The 17,417-nt window shown below is 70.3% G+C and carries 18 protein-coding genes; 13 read left to right on the top strand and 5 right to left on the bottom strand.

Annotated features, from left to right (window positions below):
* Positions 1-369: 369 nt before the first annotated feature.
* A complete protein-coding gene (locus tag D9V36_RS39005; protein ID WP_129297915.1) occupies positions 370-1,596 on the bottom strand; it encodes an acyl-CoA dehydrogenase family protein in 1,227 nt (408 codons plus the stop codon).
* A gap of 163 nt (positions 1,597-1,759) precedes the next feature.
* Between D9V36_RS39005 and D9V36_RS39000 the strand changes: the two genes are divergently transcribed.
* The gene (locus tag D9V36_RS39000) at positions 1,760-2,407 is read left to right on the top strand and encodes a TetR family transcriptional regulator (RefSeq protein WP_129297914.1); all 648 of its coding nucleotides are present in this window, start codon (positions 1,760-1,762) and stop codon (positions 2,405-2,407) included.
* A gap of 134 nt (positions 2,408-2,541) precedes the next feature.
* Here the strand turns inward: D9V36_RS39000 and def are convergent, their stop codons facing one another.
* Positions 2,542-3,099 (bottom strand): peptide deformylase, encoded by a 558-nt coding sequence (def, locus tag D9V36_RS38995; protein WP_129297913.1) that lies wholly within the window; start codon positions 3,097-3,099, stop codon positions 2,542-2,544.
* A gap of 185 nt (positions 3,100-3,284) precedes the next feature.
* Here def and D9V36_RS38990 point away from each other — a divergent pair, with 185 nt between their 5' ends.
* The 5 genes from D9V36_RS38990 to D9V36_RS41280 all read left to right on the top strand — a co-directional run bounded on the left by D9V36_RS38990 (position 3,285) and on the right by D9V36_RS41280 (position 7,860).
* Positions 3,285-4,523 carry a MurT ligase domain-containing protein gene (locus D9V36_RS38990; RefSeq protein ID WP_086716723.1) on the top strand — a complete coding sequence of 413 codons (1,239 nt, stop codon included), beginning with the start codon at positions 3,285-3,287 and terminating at the stop codon, positions 4,521-4,523.
* Positions 4,524-4,561: 38 nt separating this feature from the next.
* Complete coding sequence (locus tag D9V36_RS38985) at positions 4,562-5,290, top strand: type 1 glutamine amidotransferase (RefSeq protein ID WP_086716724.1); 729 nt, start codon at positions 4,562-4,564, stop codon at positions 5,288-5,290.
* Positions 5,291-5,481: 191 nt separating this feature from the next.
* Positions 5,482-6,507 (top strand): 6-phosphofructokinase, encoded by a 1,026-nt coding sequence (locus D9V36_RS38980; protein ID WP_129297912.1) that lies wholly within the window; start codon positions 5,482-5,484, stop codon positions 6,505-6,507.
* Positions 6,508-6,639: 132 nt separating this feature from the next.
* Positions 6,640-7,599, top strand: coding sequence for a cytochrome c oxidase assembly protein (locus D9V36_RS38975; protein WP_129297911.1), 960 nt, complete (start codon positions 6,640-6,642; stop codon positions 7,597-7,599).
* Between the two features lie 102 nt (positions 7,600-7,701).
* The gene (locus D9V36_RS41280) at positions 7,702-7,860 is read left to right on the top strand and encodes a hypothetical protein (protein WP_164993118.1); all 159 of its coding nucleotides are present in this window, start codon (positions 7,702-7,704) and stop codon (positions 7,858-7,860) included.
* Positions 7,861-7,988: 128 nt separating this feature from the next.
* Here the strand turns inward: D9V36_RS41280 and D9V36_RS38970 are convergent, their stop codons facing one another.
* Together D9V36_RS38970 and D9V36_RS38965 are read right to left on the bottom strand one after the other, a co-directional pair.
* Complete coding sequence (locus D9V36_RS38970) at positions 7,989-8,378, bottom strand: SSI family serine proteinase inhibitor (RefSeq protein ID WP_241721219.1); 390 nt, start codon at positions 8,376-8,378, stop codon at positions 7,989-7,991.
* A 261-nt stretch (positions 8,379-8,639) separates the two neighbouring features.
* A complete protein-coding gene (locus D9V36_RS38965; RefSeq protein WP_129297909.1) occupies positions 8,640-9,329 on the bottom strand; it encodes a hypothetical protein in 690 nt (229 codons plus the stop codon).
* 154 nt (positions 9,330-9,483) lie between these two features.
* On the opposite strand from D9V36_RS38965, the gene D9V36_RS38960 reads away from it, so the two are divergent.
* From D9V36_RS38960 to D9V36_RS38950, 3 genes are all read left to right on the top strand, one after another.
* Complete coding sequence (locus D9V36_RS38960) at positions 9,484-10,239, top strand: type 1 glutamine amidotransferase domain-containing protein (RefSeq protein ID WP_129297908.1); 756 nt, start codon at positions 9,484-9,486, stop codon at positions 10,237-10,239.
* Positions 10,240-10,712: 473 nt separating this feature from the next.
* A complete protein-coding gene (locus D9V36_RS38955) occupies positions 10,713-11,447 on the top strand; it encodes a lysophospholipid acyltransferase family protein (protein ID WP_129297907.1) in 735 nt (244 codons plus the stop codon).
* 85 nt (positions 11,448-11,532) lie between these two features.
* Positions 11,533-12,588 carry an NAD-dependent epimerase/dehydratase family protein gene (locus D9V36_RS38950; RefSeq protein WP_164993117.1) on the top strand — a complete coding sequence of 352 codons (1,056 nt, stop codon included), beginning with the start codon at positions 11,533-11,535 and terminating at the stop codon, positions 12,586-12,588.
* A 227-nt stretch (positions 12,589-12,815) separates the two neighbouring features.
* Here D9V36_RS38950 and D9V36_RS38945 read toward each other — a convergent pair whose 3' ends face one another.
* Positions 12,816-14,456 carry an alpha/beta hydrolase gene (locus tag D9V36_RS38945; RefSeq protein WP_129297906.1) on the bottom strand — a complete coding sequence of 547 codons (1,641 nt, stop codon included), beginning with the start codon at positions 14,454-14,456 and terminating at the stop codon, positions 12,816-12,818.
* Positions 14,457-15,140: 684 nt separating this feature from the next.
* Between D9V36_RS38945 and D9V36_RS38940 the strand changes: the two genes are divergently transcribed.
* The 4 genes from D9V36_RS38940 to D9V36_RS38925 all read left to right on the top strand — a co-directional run bounded on the left by D9V36_RS38940 (position 15,141) and on the right by D9V36_RS38925 (position 17,407).
* On the top strand, positions 15,141-15,524 hold the full coding sequence (locus tag D9V36_RS38940) for a hypothetical protein (RefSeq protein WP_129297905.1): 384 nt from the start codon (positions 15,141-15,143) through the stop codon (positions 15,522-15,524).
* A 42-nt stretch (positions 15,525-15,566) separates the two neighbouring features.
* Positions 15,567-16,415 (top strand): hypothetical protein, encoded by an 849-nt coding sequence (locus D9V36_RS38935; RefSeq protein WP_129297904.1) that lies wholly within the window; start codon positions 15,567-15,569, stop codon positions 16,413-16,415.
* A 70-nt stretch (positions 16,416-16,485) separates the two neighbouring features.
* Positions 16,486-16,866 carry a roadblock/LC7 domain-containing protein gene (locus D9V36_RS38930; protein WP_129297903.1) on the top strand — a complete coding sequence of 127 codons (381 nt, stop codon included), beginning with the start codon at positions 16,486-16,488 and terminating at the stop codon, positions 16,864-16,866.
* 166 nt (positions 16,867-17,032) lie between these two features.
* Complete coding sequence (locus D9V36_RS38925) at positions 17,033-17,407, top strand: hypothetical protein (RefSeq protein ID WP_129297902.1); 375 nt, start codon at positions 17,033-17,035, stop codon at positions 17,405-17,407.
* Positions 17,408-17,417 lie beyond the last annotated feature (10 nt).

Raw genomic sequence — 17,417 nt, 5'->3', positions numbered from 1 at the left:
AACCACGTCGGCAACCACACCGACATCCGCACCAACAGCCGCACCGGCGATGACAAGCCGCCCCTCATCCACTGGTTGAAGGTTGCACGAGCCCTTTTCGGCGCCCCGCTGCCAGACCCTCCGCCTACGCCGGTCCCCCGTCATACGCGCCGCACGCCACCCGCGCACACCCGGACCCCTGCCCCACCCCGGCGCATCCCCAGCGCACCGCCGACGCGCCCCCGTTCACCCCCGGCCACCCCGAGCCGGCCCCTCGGAATCTCCGTAACCGCATTTCGACGCCCGGAAGAAACGGCATACAAAAAGCCCCGCCCAAACCCGGGCGGGGCCCACACAAAAGACAACTCCGCGCACTATGGCGCGCACACCTCACCGAATCGGCATCCCCGAAACCGTCCGGGCGATCACCAGTCGCTGAATTTCACTGGTGCCTTCGAAAATCGTGTAGATAGCCGCGTCGCGATGCATCCGCTCGACCGGGTATTCGCGGGTGAAGCCGTTGCCGCCGAGAATCTGTACGGCCTGCGCGGTGACCTTCTTGGCGACCTCACTGGCGAAGAGCTTGGACATGGAGCCCTCGGCGGAGGTGAACGGCTTACCGGTCACCGCCATCCAGGAAGCGCGCCAGACCAGCAGGCGGGCGGCGTCGATCTGGGTGCGCATATCGGCGAGCTGGAAGGCCACGCCCTGATTGTCGATGATCGGGCGGCCGAACTGGGAGCGGGTCTTGGCGTACTCCAGGGCCTCCTCGTAGGCCGCGCGGGCGGTACCGACCGCCATCGCGCCGACGGCCGGACGGGAGGCCTCGAAGGTGGCCATGGCCGCGTTCTTCAGACGCTCACCACCCCCCTTGGCCTTCTCCCGGGCACGGGCGAGACGCTCGTCCAGCTTCTCCTTGCCGCCGAGCAGGCAGTGGCCGGGGACCCGGACGTCCTCCAGGACGACCTCGGCGGTGTGCGAGGCGCGGATGCCGTGCTTCTTGAACTTCTGCCCCTGGGAGAGACCGGGGGTGTTCGGGGGGACGATGAAGGACGCGTGCCCCTTGGAGCCGAGCTCGGGGTCGACCGCCGCGACGACGACGTGGACGTTGGCGATGCCTCCGTTGGTGGCCCAGGTCTTGGTGCCGTTGAGCACCCACTCATCCTTGGCCTCGTCGTAGACCGCACGGGTGCGCATCGCGGCGACGTCCGAGCCGGCGTCCGGTTCCGACGAGCAGAAGGCCGCGACCTTGACGTCGTCGACGTCGCCGTACATCTGCGGGATCCAGGTGCCGATCTGCTCCTCGGTGCCGTTCGCGAGCACACCGACGGCGGCGAGTCCGGTGCCCACGATCGACAGGCCGATGCCGGCGTCACCCCAGAACAGCTCCTCCATGGACATGGGGATACCGAGGCCGGTGGGGTCGAAGAATTGCTGGGCGTAGAAGTCCAGCGAGTACAGACCGATCTTGGCAGCTTCCTGGATGACCGGCCAGGGGGTCTCCTCGCGCTCGTCCCATTCGGCGGCGGCGGGGCGTATGACGTCCGCGGCGAAGCCGTGAACCCAGTCACGGACTTCCTTCTGCTCGTCGTTGAGCTCCATGGTGAACTCGGCCATGTCCCCTCCACTGCTGCCCGGCATTACTGTTGTTACTAGCGGTAACCCGCAGTGTGTTACTCGCCAGTAGGAGATGTCAACTCCCCTGAGAACGAATTGGCCGTGGAGATCGGGTGTTACGTTGCGCGAGCGCCACGGATTCACAAGGGTGGGGAGCACGACCATGGAAAGCACCGAGCACAGCGGCCGCCAGCAGACGGCGACCGAGCGCAGACGGCGGGAGCTGCTGGAGGCCGCCGAGCGCATTGTGCTGCGCGACGGCCCGGACGCGTCGATGAACGCCATCGCCGCCGAGGCCGGCATCACCAAGCCGATCCTCTACCGGCACTTCGGCGACAAGGGCGGTCTGTACCGCGCCCTCGCCGTACGGCACACCGACGCCCTGCTGGCCAATCTGGCGACCGCGCTGGACGCGCCCGTTCTACGCCGGGACCGGGTCGAGGCCACCCTCGACGCCTACCTGCTCGCGATCGAGGCCCGGCCGCAGGTGTACCGCTTCCTGATGCACCCGTCGGACGGGGACAACGCGTCGGAGTCCGGCTTCGACGTCGGACGGCACTCCGCACCGCTGCTGCGCCGGCTCGGCGAGGAGCTGGCCAAGGTGATCACCGACCGGCTCGACCTGGGGCCGGGCGGCGAGCTGACCGCTCGCGTATGGGGCCACGGCATCGTCGGCATGATGCACGGGGCGGGCGACTGGTGGCTGCGCGAACGCCCTTGTTCACGCGAGCAGTTGGTGACCCAGCTGGCCGATCTGCTCTGGGGCCAACTGGCCGCGGTCGAGGACCGCGAGGGCGGCCCCGGCTTTTGAGCGCCGGCTTTGAGCGCCGGCATTTGAGTCCCGGGTGTTGAGTTCCGGGTGTTGAGTTCCGGGTCTTGAATCCGGGGTCTTGAATCCCGGGCCTTGAGGGCCGGAGGGTGAGACGACGGGCGGCGCCCGGCCGTTCAACGGCCGGGCGCCGCCGTCGCGGCCCACGGGGCCCTGGCCGCCGCGCGCAGCGCCCGGCGGCGGCGCAGCCCGGTGAGGTGGTCGACGTACAGCCCGCCGTCGAGGTGGTCGCACTCGTGCTGGAGGCAGCGGGCGAAGAAGCCGGTGCCGGTCACGGTCCTGGGCTCACCGGTGACGTCGAACCCGGTCACCACGGTGTGGTCGTGGCGCGGAGTGCCGGCCTCGATGCCGGGCAGCGAGAGACAGCCCTCGGGCCCGCGGATGACCGGGCCGTCGGTCTCGACGAGCCGGGGGTTGACGAGATGCCCGAGGTGGCGGAGATCCTCGTCGTCGGGGCAGTCGTAGACGAAGACCCGCAGCGGGACCCCGATCTGGTTGGCGGCGAGGCCCACACCGTGTGCGGCGTACATCGTCGCGTACATGTCCTCGATCAGCCGGGCCAGCTCGCCGTCGAAGGCGGTGACCTCCCGGCAGGGCTCGGTCAGGGCCGGATCGCCGAGCAGGCGCAGCGGGCGGACCCGGCCGGTGGAGCCGGGGATGGTGCGGTCGGGCATGGGGGTAAGCGTACGGTCCGGCACGCCCTGGATGTCGCCGGACGGGTGGCGGGGTTCGGGCCCGGGCCCGGATCTCGATAGGCTGATCCCCGACCGAAGCCTCGGCCGGTCATCGGCTGCGGAGGAAGCGTTCCACCGGCAGCCTCAGGGCAGGCGGGCGCCGGATGCAAGGAGGATCAAGGACGATGGCAGGCAACACGGAGCCGCTGTCGCCGCGGGCCAAGCTGGCCGTGACGGCGGGCAAGGCCGCGGCGGCGGTGTCGCGCGCGGCGGGCCGCGGCAGCGGATCGGTGATCGGTGGCCGGGTGGCGCTCAAGCTCGACCCCGACCTGCTGGCGCGGCTGGCACGGCATTTGGACGTCATCCTGGTGTCGGCGACCAACGGCAAGACGACCACGACGCGGCTGATCGCGGAGGCTCTGCGGGCCAGTGGGCCGGTGGTCTCCAACGCGCTCGGCGCCAACATGCCGGCGGGTATCACCTCCGCGCTGGCCGGTGGATCGGACGCCAAGTACGGCGTCATCGAGGTGGACGAGAAGTACCTCGCCGGCGTGGCACGCGATGTGACGCCGAAGGCCATAGCGCTGCTGAACCTCTCGCGCGACCAGCTCGACCGCGCCGCGGAGACCCGGATGCTGGCCGAGCACTGGCGGGAGGGCCTGGCCGGTTCCAAGGCCCTGATCATCGCCAACGCGGACGACCCGCTGATCGTCTGGGCGGCCTCGTCGTCGGCGAATGTGGTGTGGGTCGCGGCCGGGCAGGAGTGGAAGGACGACGCCTGGTCGTGCCCCTCCTGCGGTGGTGTGATGCAGCGGCCGAGCGATGACTGGTTCTGCGCGGAGTGCGGCTTCCGCCGTCCGACGCCCAGCTGGGCGCTCTCCGGCGATCATGTCCTGGACCCGCACGGCAGCGCGTGGCCGATCAAGCTGCAGCTGCCGGGGCGCGCCAACAAGGCGAACGCCACCACGTCCGCCGCGGTCGCCGCCGCCTTCGGGGTGCCGCCGCAGGTGGCCCTGGAGCGGATGTTCTCGGTGCAGGCGGTGGCCGGGCGCTATGACGTGGTCACGTTCATGGAGCGGGAGCTGCGGCTGCTGCTGGCGAAGAACCCGGCCGGCTGGCTGGAGACGTTCTCGCTGATCGACCCGCCGCCGACCCCGGTGATCATGTCGGTGAACGCCCGCGGCGCGGACGGCACGGACACCTCCTGGCTGTGGGACGTCGACTACACCCGGCTCGCCGGGCACCCGATCTTCGTACTCGGCGACCGCAAGCTGGACCTGGCGGTGCGCCTGGAGGTCGCGGGACTGGACTTCCACGTGTGCGAAAGCCTCGACGAGGCGGTGGGAATGGCGCCGCCCGGACGGATCGAGGTCATCGCCAACTACACGGCCTTCCAGGACCTGCGCCGGCGCGTGGGCAACTGAATGCGGTGCACCGACGTGAGGGACAAGGACGAGCGAGCATGAGTGACAACAGCCTGCGCCTGGTGTGGATCTACCCGGACCTGCTGAGCACGTACGGCGACCAGGGCAATGCCCTGGTGGTGGAGCGGCGGGCGCGCCAGCGCGGCCTGGACGTCCAGCGCCTGGACGTACGGTCCGACCAGCAGATTCCCACCTCCGGCGACATCTATCTGATCGGCGGCGGTGAGGACCGGCCGCAGCGGCTGGCGTCCGAGCGGCTGATCCGCGACGGCGGGCTGAGCCGGGCGGTCTCCAACGGCGCGATCGTCTTCTCGGTCTGCGCCGGGTACCAGATCCTGGGTCATGAGTTCATCAACGACCTCGGGGAGCGTCAGGAGGGCCTGGGGCTGCTGGATGTGGTCAGCACCCGCGGCGAGGCCGAGCGCTGCGTCGGTGACGTACTCGCCGACATCGACCCGCAGTTGGGGCTGCCGCCGCTGACCGGCTTCGAGAACCACCAGGGCGTGACGCATCTGGGCAAGACCGCCCGGCCGTTCGCCAAGGTGCGGTTCGGCAAGGGCAACGGCGTCGGCGACGGCTACGAGGGCGCGTGGAACGACACCGTCTTCGGGACGTACATGCACGGCCCGGTGATGGCGCGCAATCCGCACATCGCCGACCTGCTGATCAAGCTGGCGCTGGACGTCAATGCCCTGCCGCCGGTCGAGGACCGCTGGTACGAGGCGCTGCGTCAGGAGCGGATCGCCGCGGCGACCCAGCCCGCCTGATACCGCTTCCGCCCGGTTCAGACGCTTCGCCGATATATAACGTCTGCCGGAATGACACCCTTTTCGTACGCCCGCAGTCCCGCACTGCGGGCGTACGTGTGCCCGGTGGCCCCGCGCTTGTAGGGTGAGCGGAATCCAACCGGACGACGGGGTCCGGGCCCCCGGTTGAGTTGCAGAGGGTTTTTCGAGCAATGCGTATTGGTGTACTCACCTCCGGCGGCGACTGCCCCGGTCTGAACGCCGTCATCCGCTCCGTCGTCCACCGCGCCACCGCCGATCACGGCGATGAGGTGATCGGCTTCCGTGACGGCTGGAAAGGCCTGCTGGAGGGCGACTACCGCAAGCTCGACCTCGACGCCGTCGGCGGCATCCTGGCGCGCGGCGGCACCATCCTGGGGTCCTCGCGGGTGCAGCCCGCCCATCTGCGCGACGGCGTCGAGCGGGCCCGCGGCCATGTCGCCGAGCTGGGCCTGGACGCGATCATCCCGATCGGCGGCGAGGGCACGCTGAAGGCGGCGCGGCTGCTGTCGGACGCCGGGCTGCCGATCGTCGGCGTACCGAAGACCATCGACAACGACATCGCGGTCACGGATGTGACGTTCGGCTTCGACACCGCGGTGGGGGTCGCCACCGAGGCGCTGGACCGGCTCAAGACCACCGCGGAGTCACACCAGCGGGTGATGATCGTCGAGGTGATGGGGCGGCACACCGGCTGGATCGCGCTGCACTCGGGCATGGCGGCCGGTGCGCACGCGATCGTGGTGCCGGAGCGGCCCTTCGACATCGACGAGCTGACCGCGCGGGTCGCCGAGCGGTTCGAGGCCGGCAAGAAGTTCGCGATCGTGGTCGTCGCCGAGGGCGCCAAGCCGCGCGAGGGCACCATGTCCTTCGACATCGGCGGCAAGGACATGTACGGCCACGAGCGGTTCGCCGGTGTCGCCCGGCAGCTCTCCGTGGAGCTGGAGGAACGCCTCGGCAAGGAGGCCCGTCCGGTGATCCTCGGGCACGTCCAGCGCGGCGGTACGCCGACCGCGTACGACCGGGTGCTCGCCACCCGCTTCGGCTGGCACGCCGTCGAGGCCGCACACCGCTCAGACTTCGGGATGATGACGGCGCTGCGCGGCACCGACATCACGCTGGTGCCGCTGGCCGAGGCCGTGGAGACGCTCAAGACGGTGCCCTCGGCGCGCTACGACGAGGCCGAGTGCGTGCTGTGACTCCGGCGCCGTAGCCCGTACGGCACGAACCGTCCCCGGCCACTTCAGCACTGTGCGGCCCTGCCGCATGGTCCGGCCGGGGGCGGTTCTAGTCTTGTCGCCGGAGCATTGGTACGAATCAGGAGCGAGCGGATGGATCACAGCGGGCACGGCATGGACGGCATGAACATGGATCTGCCGCCGTTCACGCTGTCGCGGGGCCTGGAGTTCGGTGGTGATCCGTTCTTCCTCATCGGCTGTCTGCTGGGACTCGGCCTGTACGGCTGGGCGGTGATCCGGCTGCGGCGACGCGGGGATGCCTGGCCGGTGGGCCGGACCGCCGCCTGGGCCCTGGGCGTGGTGACGGTGGCTCTGGTGATGTGCACCAAGCTCAACGACTACGGCATGGCGATGTTCAGTGTGCACATGGTCCAGCACATGGTCATCAGCATGCTCTCACCGATCCTGCTGCTGCTCGGGGCGCCGGTGACGCTGACCCTGCGCGCGCTGCCGACCGCCGGGCGCGGCCGCACGGGACCGCGCGAGCTGCTGGTGGCGCTGCTGCAGAGCCGCTACCTGCGGATCATCACGCACCCGGCGTTCACCATCCCGCTGTTCATCGCGAGTCTCTACGCGCTCTACTTCACACCGCTGTTCGACTTCCTGATGGAGTCGCGGGCCGGGCACATCGGGATGATGGTGCACTTCCTCGCGGTCGGCCTGGTGTTCTTCTGGCCGATCATGGGCGTCGACCCGGGACCGCACCGGCCGGGCCATGTGATGCGGATTCTGGAGCTGTTCGCGGGCATGCCGTTCCATGCCTTCTTCGGTATCGCCCTGATGATGGCCAGCGAGCCGATGGTCGACACCTTCCTGCACCCGCCGTCCTCGCTGGGCATCGAAGCGCTGTCCGACCAGGCGGCGGCCGGCGGTATCGCCTGGGCCTTTAGCGAGATTCCGTCCGTGGTGGTGCTGATCGCCCTGGTCTTCCAGTGGCGCAAGTCCGAGGAGCGTCAGTCGCAGCGCGCTGACCGGGCCGCCGACCGCAACGGCGACAAGGATCTCGCCGAGTACAACGCCTACCTCGCCTCGCTCCACGCACGGAGCCGCTGACGCGCGCAGCGCTCTGGCGGTACGGGCCGCGGCCGGGGACGATGGTCCCATGGCCGCGGCCCGTGGCATGGCGTACCGGGCCGCCACGAGGAGGTTGCGGGTATGCCCGGATCTGCTAGGACGATGGCCGTGTGCACGGTGGGCGGGCTGGTGGTGGCGACCGCCTACACCGTGGCGATGGGGGCCAATGGCTGGCTCTGGTTCTCCTGGGTGGTGCTGGCCCTGGTGACAATCGGCGTGGTGGTGGCGCGGCCGGTGTGACGAGTGAGGTGGCGGCGCGGCCGGCCCGACAGATGTGGTGACGCGGCCGGTCCGATCGGCGTGGTGTCGCAGGCCCGGTCCGAGCCGGCCGGTGCGACGGGGAAGTGCGGGCGCAGCACCTCGAAACGTCAGAAGCGGAACAACGGCCCGGTCGCGGCGTCCATCGTGCAGGCATTGGGGAAGTCCTTGTGCCAGTTCACCGGGACGCCGCGCCAGGTGCCGATCGCGGTGGCGGTCATCGGGTCGTACTCCCTGGTGCAGGCCTGCGGGTGGCCCGGCAGCGCGTCCAGGTCCCCGCGCGCCCAGGTCAGTGCATCGCAGGCGGCGGCCGCGTGCGGATGGCTGCCGTGGACGTCCGGGCAGTTGAGCCGCACCCCCCGGCTCCAGGTGTTGCCGGCCCCGGACACCGTCAGCAGCAGGCCCTGATCACCGGCCGGCGGCTCATCGGCGTGCGCCGGACCGGCGGAGAGCGTACCGAGCAGTGCGGAAGACAGGGCGGCGAGCGCGGACACGCCCACGGTCAAGGTGGTCCGAAGGGATCGGCGTCTTGGGCTCACGGGCATCGATGTCTCCTGGGAAGCTCGGTGGGATCGCTGCGGGAGCCTGACGGCGACGCGACGACGCGTGGCGCCCGGCGGCTCCAGGCCACCCCGCCGTGCCCCGGCGGGCAAGCGGCCACGCCGCGAGGTCGCCCGTACGGACCTTCGATTGCCGCCCCTGGAGACAAGGGCGGCCGGCAGCGGAGGAGGCGGCTCCGCTGCCGGCCGCCCGGACCGGGGTTACCCCACACGCTCGATCCGGGCGTGGCGGATCAGGAACTTCCCCTCCTCACGCACCTGCTCGAAGGCCGCGTTGTTGAGCAGGGCGCAGCTGCCCGAGGCCGACGTCACAGAGACCGTCGTCGACTTCTTGTTGTCCAGGTTGGTCACCTTCAGTTTGGTCCCGACGGGGAACTGGTCACTGGAGGCCGCCGGGGCGCCGCTCTCGCCGGAGAGGGTCACCGTCGAGCCCTTGCAGACCACATCGCCGCCGGCGGCCGGCGGATCGTCCGAGGCCGGCGGGGCAGCGGAAGCGGAGGCGTCACCGGAGGCGGACGGGTCCGCCGACCCCTGTGGTGCCTCAGAGGCGGGCGGGGCGCTGGAGGCGGGCGGCTGGTTGCCCGTCGGCGGAGCGCCCGCGGCGTCGTCCCCGCCCTGCCCGCCGGAGCAGCCGGCGGCTTTCTGTTTGACCTGGATCTCCTTGATCACCGCCTCGCGGTTGGCGATCCGTGCCGCCGACTGGGCGTCCGGGTTCGCCTTCTGGTCGGCGATGAACTTCTCGTTGTTGCTCAGGGCAGTGGCCAGTCCGTCGCACGCCACGGAGGCCTGGCTGGTGCCGGCGGTGGCGATGGCGATGCCGGCGACCAGCGCGGCGGCGCTGACGCCGATGACGATCTTCTGACGCGTGCCGACTCTCTTCTTCCGGGACATCTCCGACTCCTGTCCTCGGCCTGGACCCTGGGTTCAGGCTCGGTCTCCGGGCAATACGGCGAGTCAATCCCGCTGCATTCAAAGGCAGTTCAAAGTTGTCCGTGGATGCCAAAGCGGGTACCGAAGTGGCCTACGGGCCTGCGAGGATGTCCGGGTGCGCGTGCTGATGCCGGTCCCGGACCGCGATTTCGATGTCACCGAGGTGGCGGTGCCCTGGCGGTTGCTCACCGATGCCGGACACCAGGTCGTCTTCGCCACCGAACAGGCCGGTACCCGGCCCGAATGCGATCCGCGGCTGCTGACCGGCGTCCTCTTCGGCCGGCTCGGCGCCGCGGAACAGCCCCGGCGTTTCTACGAAGAGCTCACCCGGAACGAGGAGTTCTCCGCGCCCGTCGGCTGGGCGGAGCTGGCCCCGGAGGAGTACGACGGGCTGATCCTGCCGGGCGGGCACGCGCCGGGGATGCGGCAGTACCTGGGTTCGGAGGTGCTGCGGCGGCAGGTCGGCAGGTTCTGGGCGCTGGACCGGCCGGTCGGGGCGATCTGCCACGGTGTGCTGGTACTGGCCCGGGCGCGGGAGCCGTCCACCGGCCGCAGCCTGCTGGCGGACCGGCGGACGACCTGTCTGCCCAAGTACATGGAGCGGTCGGCATATCTGGCCACCGCATGGCGGCTGGGCCGCTACTACCGCACCTATCCGGCGTATGTGGAGGACGAGGTCAGGGCCGCACTGACCGGCCCGGACGCCCGCTTCGAGCGGGGGCCCCGGGTCCTTGCCACGCGGGGCACCGCGACCGACGACTCCGCTGCGTTCGTCGTGCAGGACGGGCGCTATCTCTCGGCGCGCTGGCCGGGGGACGCCTACCTCTTCGGACGCCGGTTCTGTGCGCTCCTGGAAGCCGGTGAGCGCTGACGCCGGCAGCGACGGCGGCCCGTCGGCCGTCCTGAGCGGCGTGCCGCCGGCTCGGCCGGGCCCCTGCGCAGCCGGGGAAAGCGGCGCGGAATCCCGGCCAGGCGGAGTCCCGGCCAGTATGAGACGCATCGCGCAGAGAGTGTCCTCCGTCGGCGCGCCGGCCATCCAGCGCATCCGGTGTGCGGCGATCAGGGGTGATCCGGCGTCATGGCCCGAGCGGTGCAGGACAGTACACCGCCACGCCGGTCGATTTCCTCCAACGAGGCCGGGCCAGCGGCCACCGGCCAGCGGCCAGCGGCCACCGAGCACCGAGCACCGAGCACCGAGCACCGGCAAGGAGACAGTATCGATCCGGCCGAAGGTGGTTACCGGCGACGGCACTTGCCCATAGACTCACTGGCCGTCCCCGGGCACCCCGTGTGACCTGGAACGATGTAGCCGCCCGGGCAACCCGACGGAAGGGGAGCTGTCCTGTGCTCTACCAGGTGCTGAAGTACCTGCTTCTGGGGCCGTTGCTGCGGCTGGTGTTCCGGCCGAGGATCGAGGGGCTCGCTCATGTGCCGGAGGAGGGCGCGGCGATCATCGCGGGCAATCATCTGTCGTTCGCCGATCACTTCGTGATGCCGGCGATCGTGCCGCGCCGGGTGACGTTTCTGGCCAAGGCCGAGTACTTCACCGGGCCCGGTCTGAAGGGGCGGCTGACCGCGGCGTTCTTCCGGGGCGTCGGGCAGATTCCGGTGGACCGGTCCGGGGGCCGTGCCTCGCAGGCGGCGATCTCTTCGGGGCTCTCCGTGCTGCGCAAGGGCCGGCTGCTGGGCATCTATCCGGAGGGCACCCGCTCGCACGACGGCCGGCTGTACAAGGGGCGTACCGGCGTCGCCTCGATGGCCATCAAGGCCGGGGTGCCGGTGGTGCCGTGCGCGATGATCGGCACGTTCGAGGCACAGCCGACGGGCCGGCGGCTGCCGCGCATCATGCGGATCACCATCCGCTTCGGCGCACCGCTGGACTTCTCGCGCTATGCGGGGCTGGAGGACGAACGTATGGCGCTGCGTGCCGTCACCGACGAGATCATGTACGCGATCCTCACGCTGTCCGGCCAGGAGTACGTGGACACCTATGCGGGCGAGGCCAAGGCCGCGGCGCAGGCACAGGCGCGGGGGCGGGCACACGGGCGGCGGGGGCACAACAAGGGGCCCGCGAACTGAGCAGGTGCCCGGGTCCCGGGCATTCCCCTTGCGCCCAGGGCGAACCGTACTGCCGCCGCCCGGTGACGGTCCGTAAGGTCCGGGCATGACTTCAGGCAGCGCAGTGGTGATCGGGGCGAGCGGGCAGATCGGGCGGGCGGCGGTGCGGGCCCTGGCGCGGGACGGCTGGGAGGTGCGGGCCGCATCCCGGCACGGCGGGCGCGACGGCTCATGGCCCGGGGAGGTCCGCCCGGTGGCGGTGGACCGGGAGGACGACGCGGCGCTGGCCGGGCTGATCGGCGACGGCTGTGACGTGCTGCTGGACTGTGTGGCGTACGGGAGCGCGCATGCGCAGCAGTTGGCGGCGCTGGCGGACCGGATCGGGTCGGCGGTGGTGATCTCCACGTGCGCGGTGTACGCGGACGACCGCGGGCGCAGCTTCGCGACGATGGACGAACCGGACGGCTCCCCGGTCTATCCGCTGCCCGTCCCGGAGTCCCAGCCGACCGTGCCGCCCGGTGACGAGGACTACGGCACCCGCAAGGTCGCCCTGGAACAGGCGCTGCTGGCGCAGGGCGACCGGCTGCCGGTGACGCTGCTGCGGGCCTGCGCCGTGCACGGCCCGTACAGCCCGCTGCCCCGTGAGCTGTACTTCGTCAAGCGGGTGCTGGACGGCCGCCGGGTGCGGGTGCTCGCCTACGGCGGCAACAGCCGCTTCCATCCGGTGCATGTCGACAACCTCGCGGAGCTGGTACGGCTGGCGGCCCGCCGGCCGGGCTCGCGGGTGCTCAACGCGGCCGATCCGCAGGCGCCGACGGTGGCCGAGATCTCGACGGCGGTGGATGCGGTGATGGGCGCGCCGCGGAGCGAGGTCGTGAAGGTGGACGGTCCCCCGCCATCGTCCGACGTCGGCGAAACCCCGTGGTCGGTCCCGCATCCCCTGGTCTACGACATGACTGCGGCGGAGCGCGAGTTGGGCTACCGCGCGGTGACGACGTACGAGGAGTCGCTGCCCGCGACGGTCGCCTGGCTGACCGACCGGGTCAAGGGACGGGACTGGTGGGAGCTGTTCCCCAGGATGGCCGGCATCTACCCGGACGAGAAGCTGTTCGGGTACGCGGCCGAGGACCGGTGGCTGGCGGAGCGGGGCGGGAAGGGCTGAGGGCCCGCGGCGGGCGGCGGGCACCGTCAGCTGGTGCTCGGCGCCTGGGGCTGCGCGGTGTTCCGCAACGAACCGGCCCAGGTCCGGTGACGAAAGCGGCGGCCGGGAGGATTCCCGGCCGCCGCTTCGTGCCGTCACATCATGCCGTCGTGTCGTGCCGACATGTCATGCCGTCATGTCGTGTCGACGTGTCACGCCGCCGTGTCACGCCAGTGGTTTCCCCGCCGTTACCAGGCAACGCCCGGAAGGTCGGAGGCCCCCTTGGCGGCGGCCTTCGCCGTTGACTTGCTCGGCTGGGGCGTGGCGTGCGGAGCGCAGGTCACGTCCTTGGCGTCGGTCTTCCCTTCCAGGAAGTACGCGTCGACCCGGTCGTTGATGCAGGGGTTGACCTGACCGGTGACACCGTGCGATCCGGCGTCCCGCTCGGTGATCAGACGCGAGCCCTTGAAACGGTGGTGCAGTTCGACCGCGCCGCCGTACGGCGTGGCCGCGTCACGGGTGCTCTGTACGATCAGCACACTCGGCAGCCCCTTGCCGGTTTGGACCTCGACCGGTCGCTGCTGCTTGACCGGCCAGGTGGCGCAGGGCAGGTTCATCCAGGCGTTGGCCCAGGTCATGAACGGTGCCTGCTGATGGATGCGGGTGTTGTCGCGGTCCCACTTCCGCCAGCTGGTGGGCCACTTGGTGTCGTTGCACTCGACGGCCGTGTAGACGGCGTTGCCGTTCTCCGCCGAGGTGTTGCCCGCGACATCCAGAAGGTTCGGGCCGGCGTTCTCCACCAGAGGCTTGGTGTTGCCGGAGAGGTACGCGCTCCAGACCTCGGCGACCGGGGCCCACATGGAGTCGTAGTACGGCGCGTTCTGGAAGAAGCTGGTCAGCTCGGCGGGGCCGACGACACCGCTGATGGGGTTCTTCTTGGCGGTCGCGCGCAGCTTCTCCCACGCCGCCTGGACCATCTCGGGGGTATCCCCGATGTGGTAAGTGGCGTCGTTCTTGGCGACCCACTTCTTCCAGTCGCCCCAACGGGTCTCGAAGGCGACGTCCTGGTCGAGGTTGGCCTGGTACCAGATGTTCTCGCGGGCCGGGTTGACGACGCTGTCGACGAGCATCCGGCGCACGTGGGTCGGGAAGAGTGTCCCGTAGACGGCGCCCAGGTAGGTGCCGTAGGAAACACCCAGGTAGTTGAGCTTCTTCTCCCCGAGCCCGGCACGGATCACATCGAGGTCGCGGACGGTGTTCTTGGTCGTCATGTACGGCAGCAGACCGCCGCTGCGCTCGGCGCAGCCGTCCGCGTACTCCTTGGCGAGCTTGCGCTGGGCGAGCTTGTCGGCCTCGCTGCCCGGCACCGGGTCGGCCTTGGGCGCCTTGACGAACTCCTGCGGGTTCATGCAGGAGATCGGCGCGGAGTGGCCCACGCCCCGGGGGTCGAAGCCGACGAAGTCGTACGCCTTGGCGGTCTTGGCCCACAGGGCGCTCTTGGTGGTGATGCGGGCCGGGAACTTCATGCCCGAACCGCCGGGCCCGCCGGGGTTGTAGACGAGGGAGCCCTGACGTTCCTTCTTGCTGCCGGTGCTGACGGCCCGGTCCACCGCGATCTTGATCGTACGGCCGTTGGGCCGTGCGTAGTCGACCGGGACCGTGACATAGCCGCACTGGATGGGCGGCTTGAGGCCCCAGTCGGCGGGACAGGCCTGCCAGTTGATGCCCTTCTTGGCTGCGCGCGCGGCGGCGATCGCCACACCGCGCGCTTCGGCCGAACCGCGCTGGTGCTTGTCGCCCGCGCTGGCGGGCGTGGCGGATATCGCTCCGGCGAGGAGCGCGCCGGTCACCAGGGTGCCGGCGGCGCCGAGCGCTGCTGTTCTTCTCACGTGGCTGATTCCCCCTGCGTGGGATGCACTGGTGGCGGGATGGTTCACAGACTTACGGAGGGATCCTGACCTGTGGCCTCCCCTCCTGAACAGGCCTGACGCACACTTCTTTACCAACCTGTAGGTTTTTTCGACGCCGCCGGAGGCGGTTCGTGGGAGTGCGGGCGTCCGCGCCCGGCCGTGGAGAGCGGCGGGTACCGCGCCGACGCCTCGGTGACGCGGAGGCAGACCCGGCCGAGCGGCCGGCGAACGGCCGGGGAGCGCAGCCGAACGGCCGGGGAGCGCAGCCGAACGGCCGGGGAGCGCAGCGGAACCTCATCATTCCGGCCAATGAACCAGGGCGTCCGGTCGGAATCCCCGCTCACCCCACCCCACTCGTGGGACCCTCAACGGGGCTGTGGTGACGCGGTGTTGACGGGGCAACAGCGCAGCTCGTCGCCGGGTGAGGCCACCTGGCACAGGATTCAGCGCCCTGGGTGACCTGCTGGAGCGCGGAGCGGCGCAAGGGCTCCCGGAGGGGCGCGCAGGGGCGAGAATACGTCAATTGCCGTAGACCTGCCCATCGGGCATGTGCCAGCCGCACACCTTCAGTAACCTTCCGTGAAGGCTCTCCCACTCACCGCCACAAGGGAGGGCTTCGGCGTTTTCACGCCGCGTACGGAGCCGTCGCGAAGGAGAGCCGAAGTGCCGGGAATCGATCAGGTGTTGTCCCAAGCGATGGGGATCCCCGGCGTCCGATGTGCCGGACTGATCGACTGGACCAGTGGTCTGACCCTCGGAACGGCCGGGCAGGCACCGCACGACGATCACGACGCGGCCGCTGCGGACACCGCCGAGCTGGTGCAGACCGTCGCACGCAACGCCACCTTCGACACCACCGGCGCCGTCGGCACGGACCTCGAAGACCTCATCATCACGGCTGCGGGAAGCTACCACCTCATCCGTTTTGTGCACACGGCCTTCGACAGCCAGACCTACCTCTACCTCTGGCTGGACCGCACACAGGCCAACCTCGCCGTCGCCCGGCTCCGACTGCGCGATCTGGCGGCGGAACTGGTCGCGTCCTGACGGCGCGCTCCGCCACACCGCACGAACGGTAAGGGAACAGCCATGGGCCTGCCCATATCTCCTCACCCGCCCGCCCCGGCCGGGCTGCTCGACCGGTACGCCGCCGAACGCGTCACCGGCACCCTCAGCGGCCCGCACGGCTGCCTCTACCTTCTCGACGGTGCGGTCTACTGCATCGAGAGCACCACCGCCCCCGGACTCGGCCCACGGCTCACCGCGTCCGGCAAACTGCCGCCGGAGGGCTGGCAGTACGCCGCCGAAACGGCAGGACCGCAGCAGGACGGCGGTCAATTCCTGGTCAGCAGGGGGTGGCTGTCCCAGGGGGAGCTGGAGATATGCCACCTCGCCGCACTGCTCGACGCCGCATTCTTCGCCCTGCCGCTGGCACCCGAGACCACCTCCTTCACCCCAGGTGCGGGCCACTGGCTGGGTGTCATACGCCCCGTCAGCGTCCTCGCCCTCCAGCAGGCGACGGCCCGCCGCCGGCTGCTGCTCGACCGGCTCCACCCCTGGGCGGCGGTCGACTCCGTACCCGTCGTTCCCGTCCGCCCGCGCATCCCGGCCCCCGCCACCAGCCGCCAACGGCGCTTGCTCGACCACGCCGACGGCCGGCACACGCCCCAGGAACTGGCCCGGGCGCTGGGCCAGTCCGCGTTCGGGACACTGCTCGACATCCGCCGCCTCGCCGCCGTCGGCCTCGTCCACGTCCCCCGGGCACCCACCCCGCTCCCCCGGCGGCGGCCCGGCGCCTGCCTGGACGGCGCCGACCCCGTCGCCGCGGAAGACACCACCGCGACCTGGCAACTACCGGCACCGGATGCCCTCGATACCGCCGATCCGGATATTGCCCTCCTTGTCCGACTGCGTACGGCGTTGGAGGAAAACCTGTGAGCCCTTGCGCACGAAGACCGTGCACCCCATGAGGCGCGTCATCAGAAGGCACGCCGTGAAAAGGAGACTGATGACGATAGAACCCCGGATACGGGAGGAATTGCATACGCTGCGCGACCAAGTACGCCATTTCCGGGGCGGGATGGTGGCGAGCGTGGACGGCATGGTGATCGCCCACGATCTGCCGGATATCGAGCCGGACGGCCTGGCCGCCCTCACCGCCGCGGCGATCGGCGTCGCCAAACGACTCACCGACGCGACCGGACAGGGCGCCTTCGAGGAATCCCTGACACGCGGCGCCGACGGGTATATCGCGGCCTATTCGGCCGGACGGCGCGCGGTCCTGACCGCCGTGGCAAGCCCGGACACCAACGTGGGGCGGCTCCATCTGCAGGCCAGACGTGCCGCGGAGCGGATCGGCGCCCTGGTGGACGCACAGCCCCGCCGATAGGAGCCCCCGCCCCGCTCTAGACCTTCACCCCCACACTCGCCCACCTCCGCATCCGTATCCGCATCCACATCGCACGAACGCAGAATCCGGAAGTCCCAAGACCCGCACACCGCACACCGTGAACACCCGGCTTAACCATCAAGGAATCGAAAGGTCTGAACCCCTCATGGCTCAACTGGAATCCGCTCTCGCCGACGCGATGTCGACCATCGAGGGCGCGGTCGGCGTCGCCCTGGTCGACTACACCAGCGGTATGGCCCTGGCCACCCTGGGCGACAAGCAGGCTCTGGACCTCAACGTCGCGGCGGCCGGCAACACCGATGTCGTACGGGCCAAGATGCGCACCATGGAGATGCTGGAACTCCAGGGCGCCATCGAGGACATGCTCATCACCCTGACCGCGCAGTACCACATCATCCGCCCGGTGACGGGAAAGAACGGCAGCGGCCTCTTCCTCTATCTGGTGCTGGACCGCAAGCGCGCCAACCTTGCGCTGGCGCGCCTCCGCCTCGCCCGCCTTGAGTCCGATCTGGAGGTGTGAGGCGGCGCGG

The organism is Streptomyces lydicus (assembly GCF_004125265.1).
Lineage (GTDB): Bacteria > Actinomycetota > Actinomycetes > Streptomycetales > Streptomycetaceae > Streptomyces > Streptomyces lydicus_C.
This window is presented reverse-complemented; position numbering and strand designations above follow the sequence as displayed.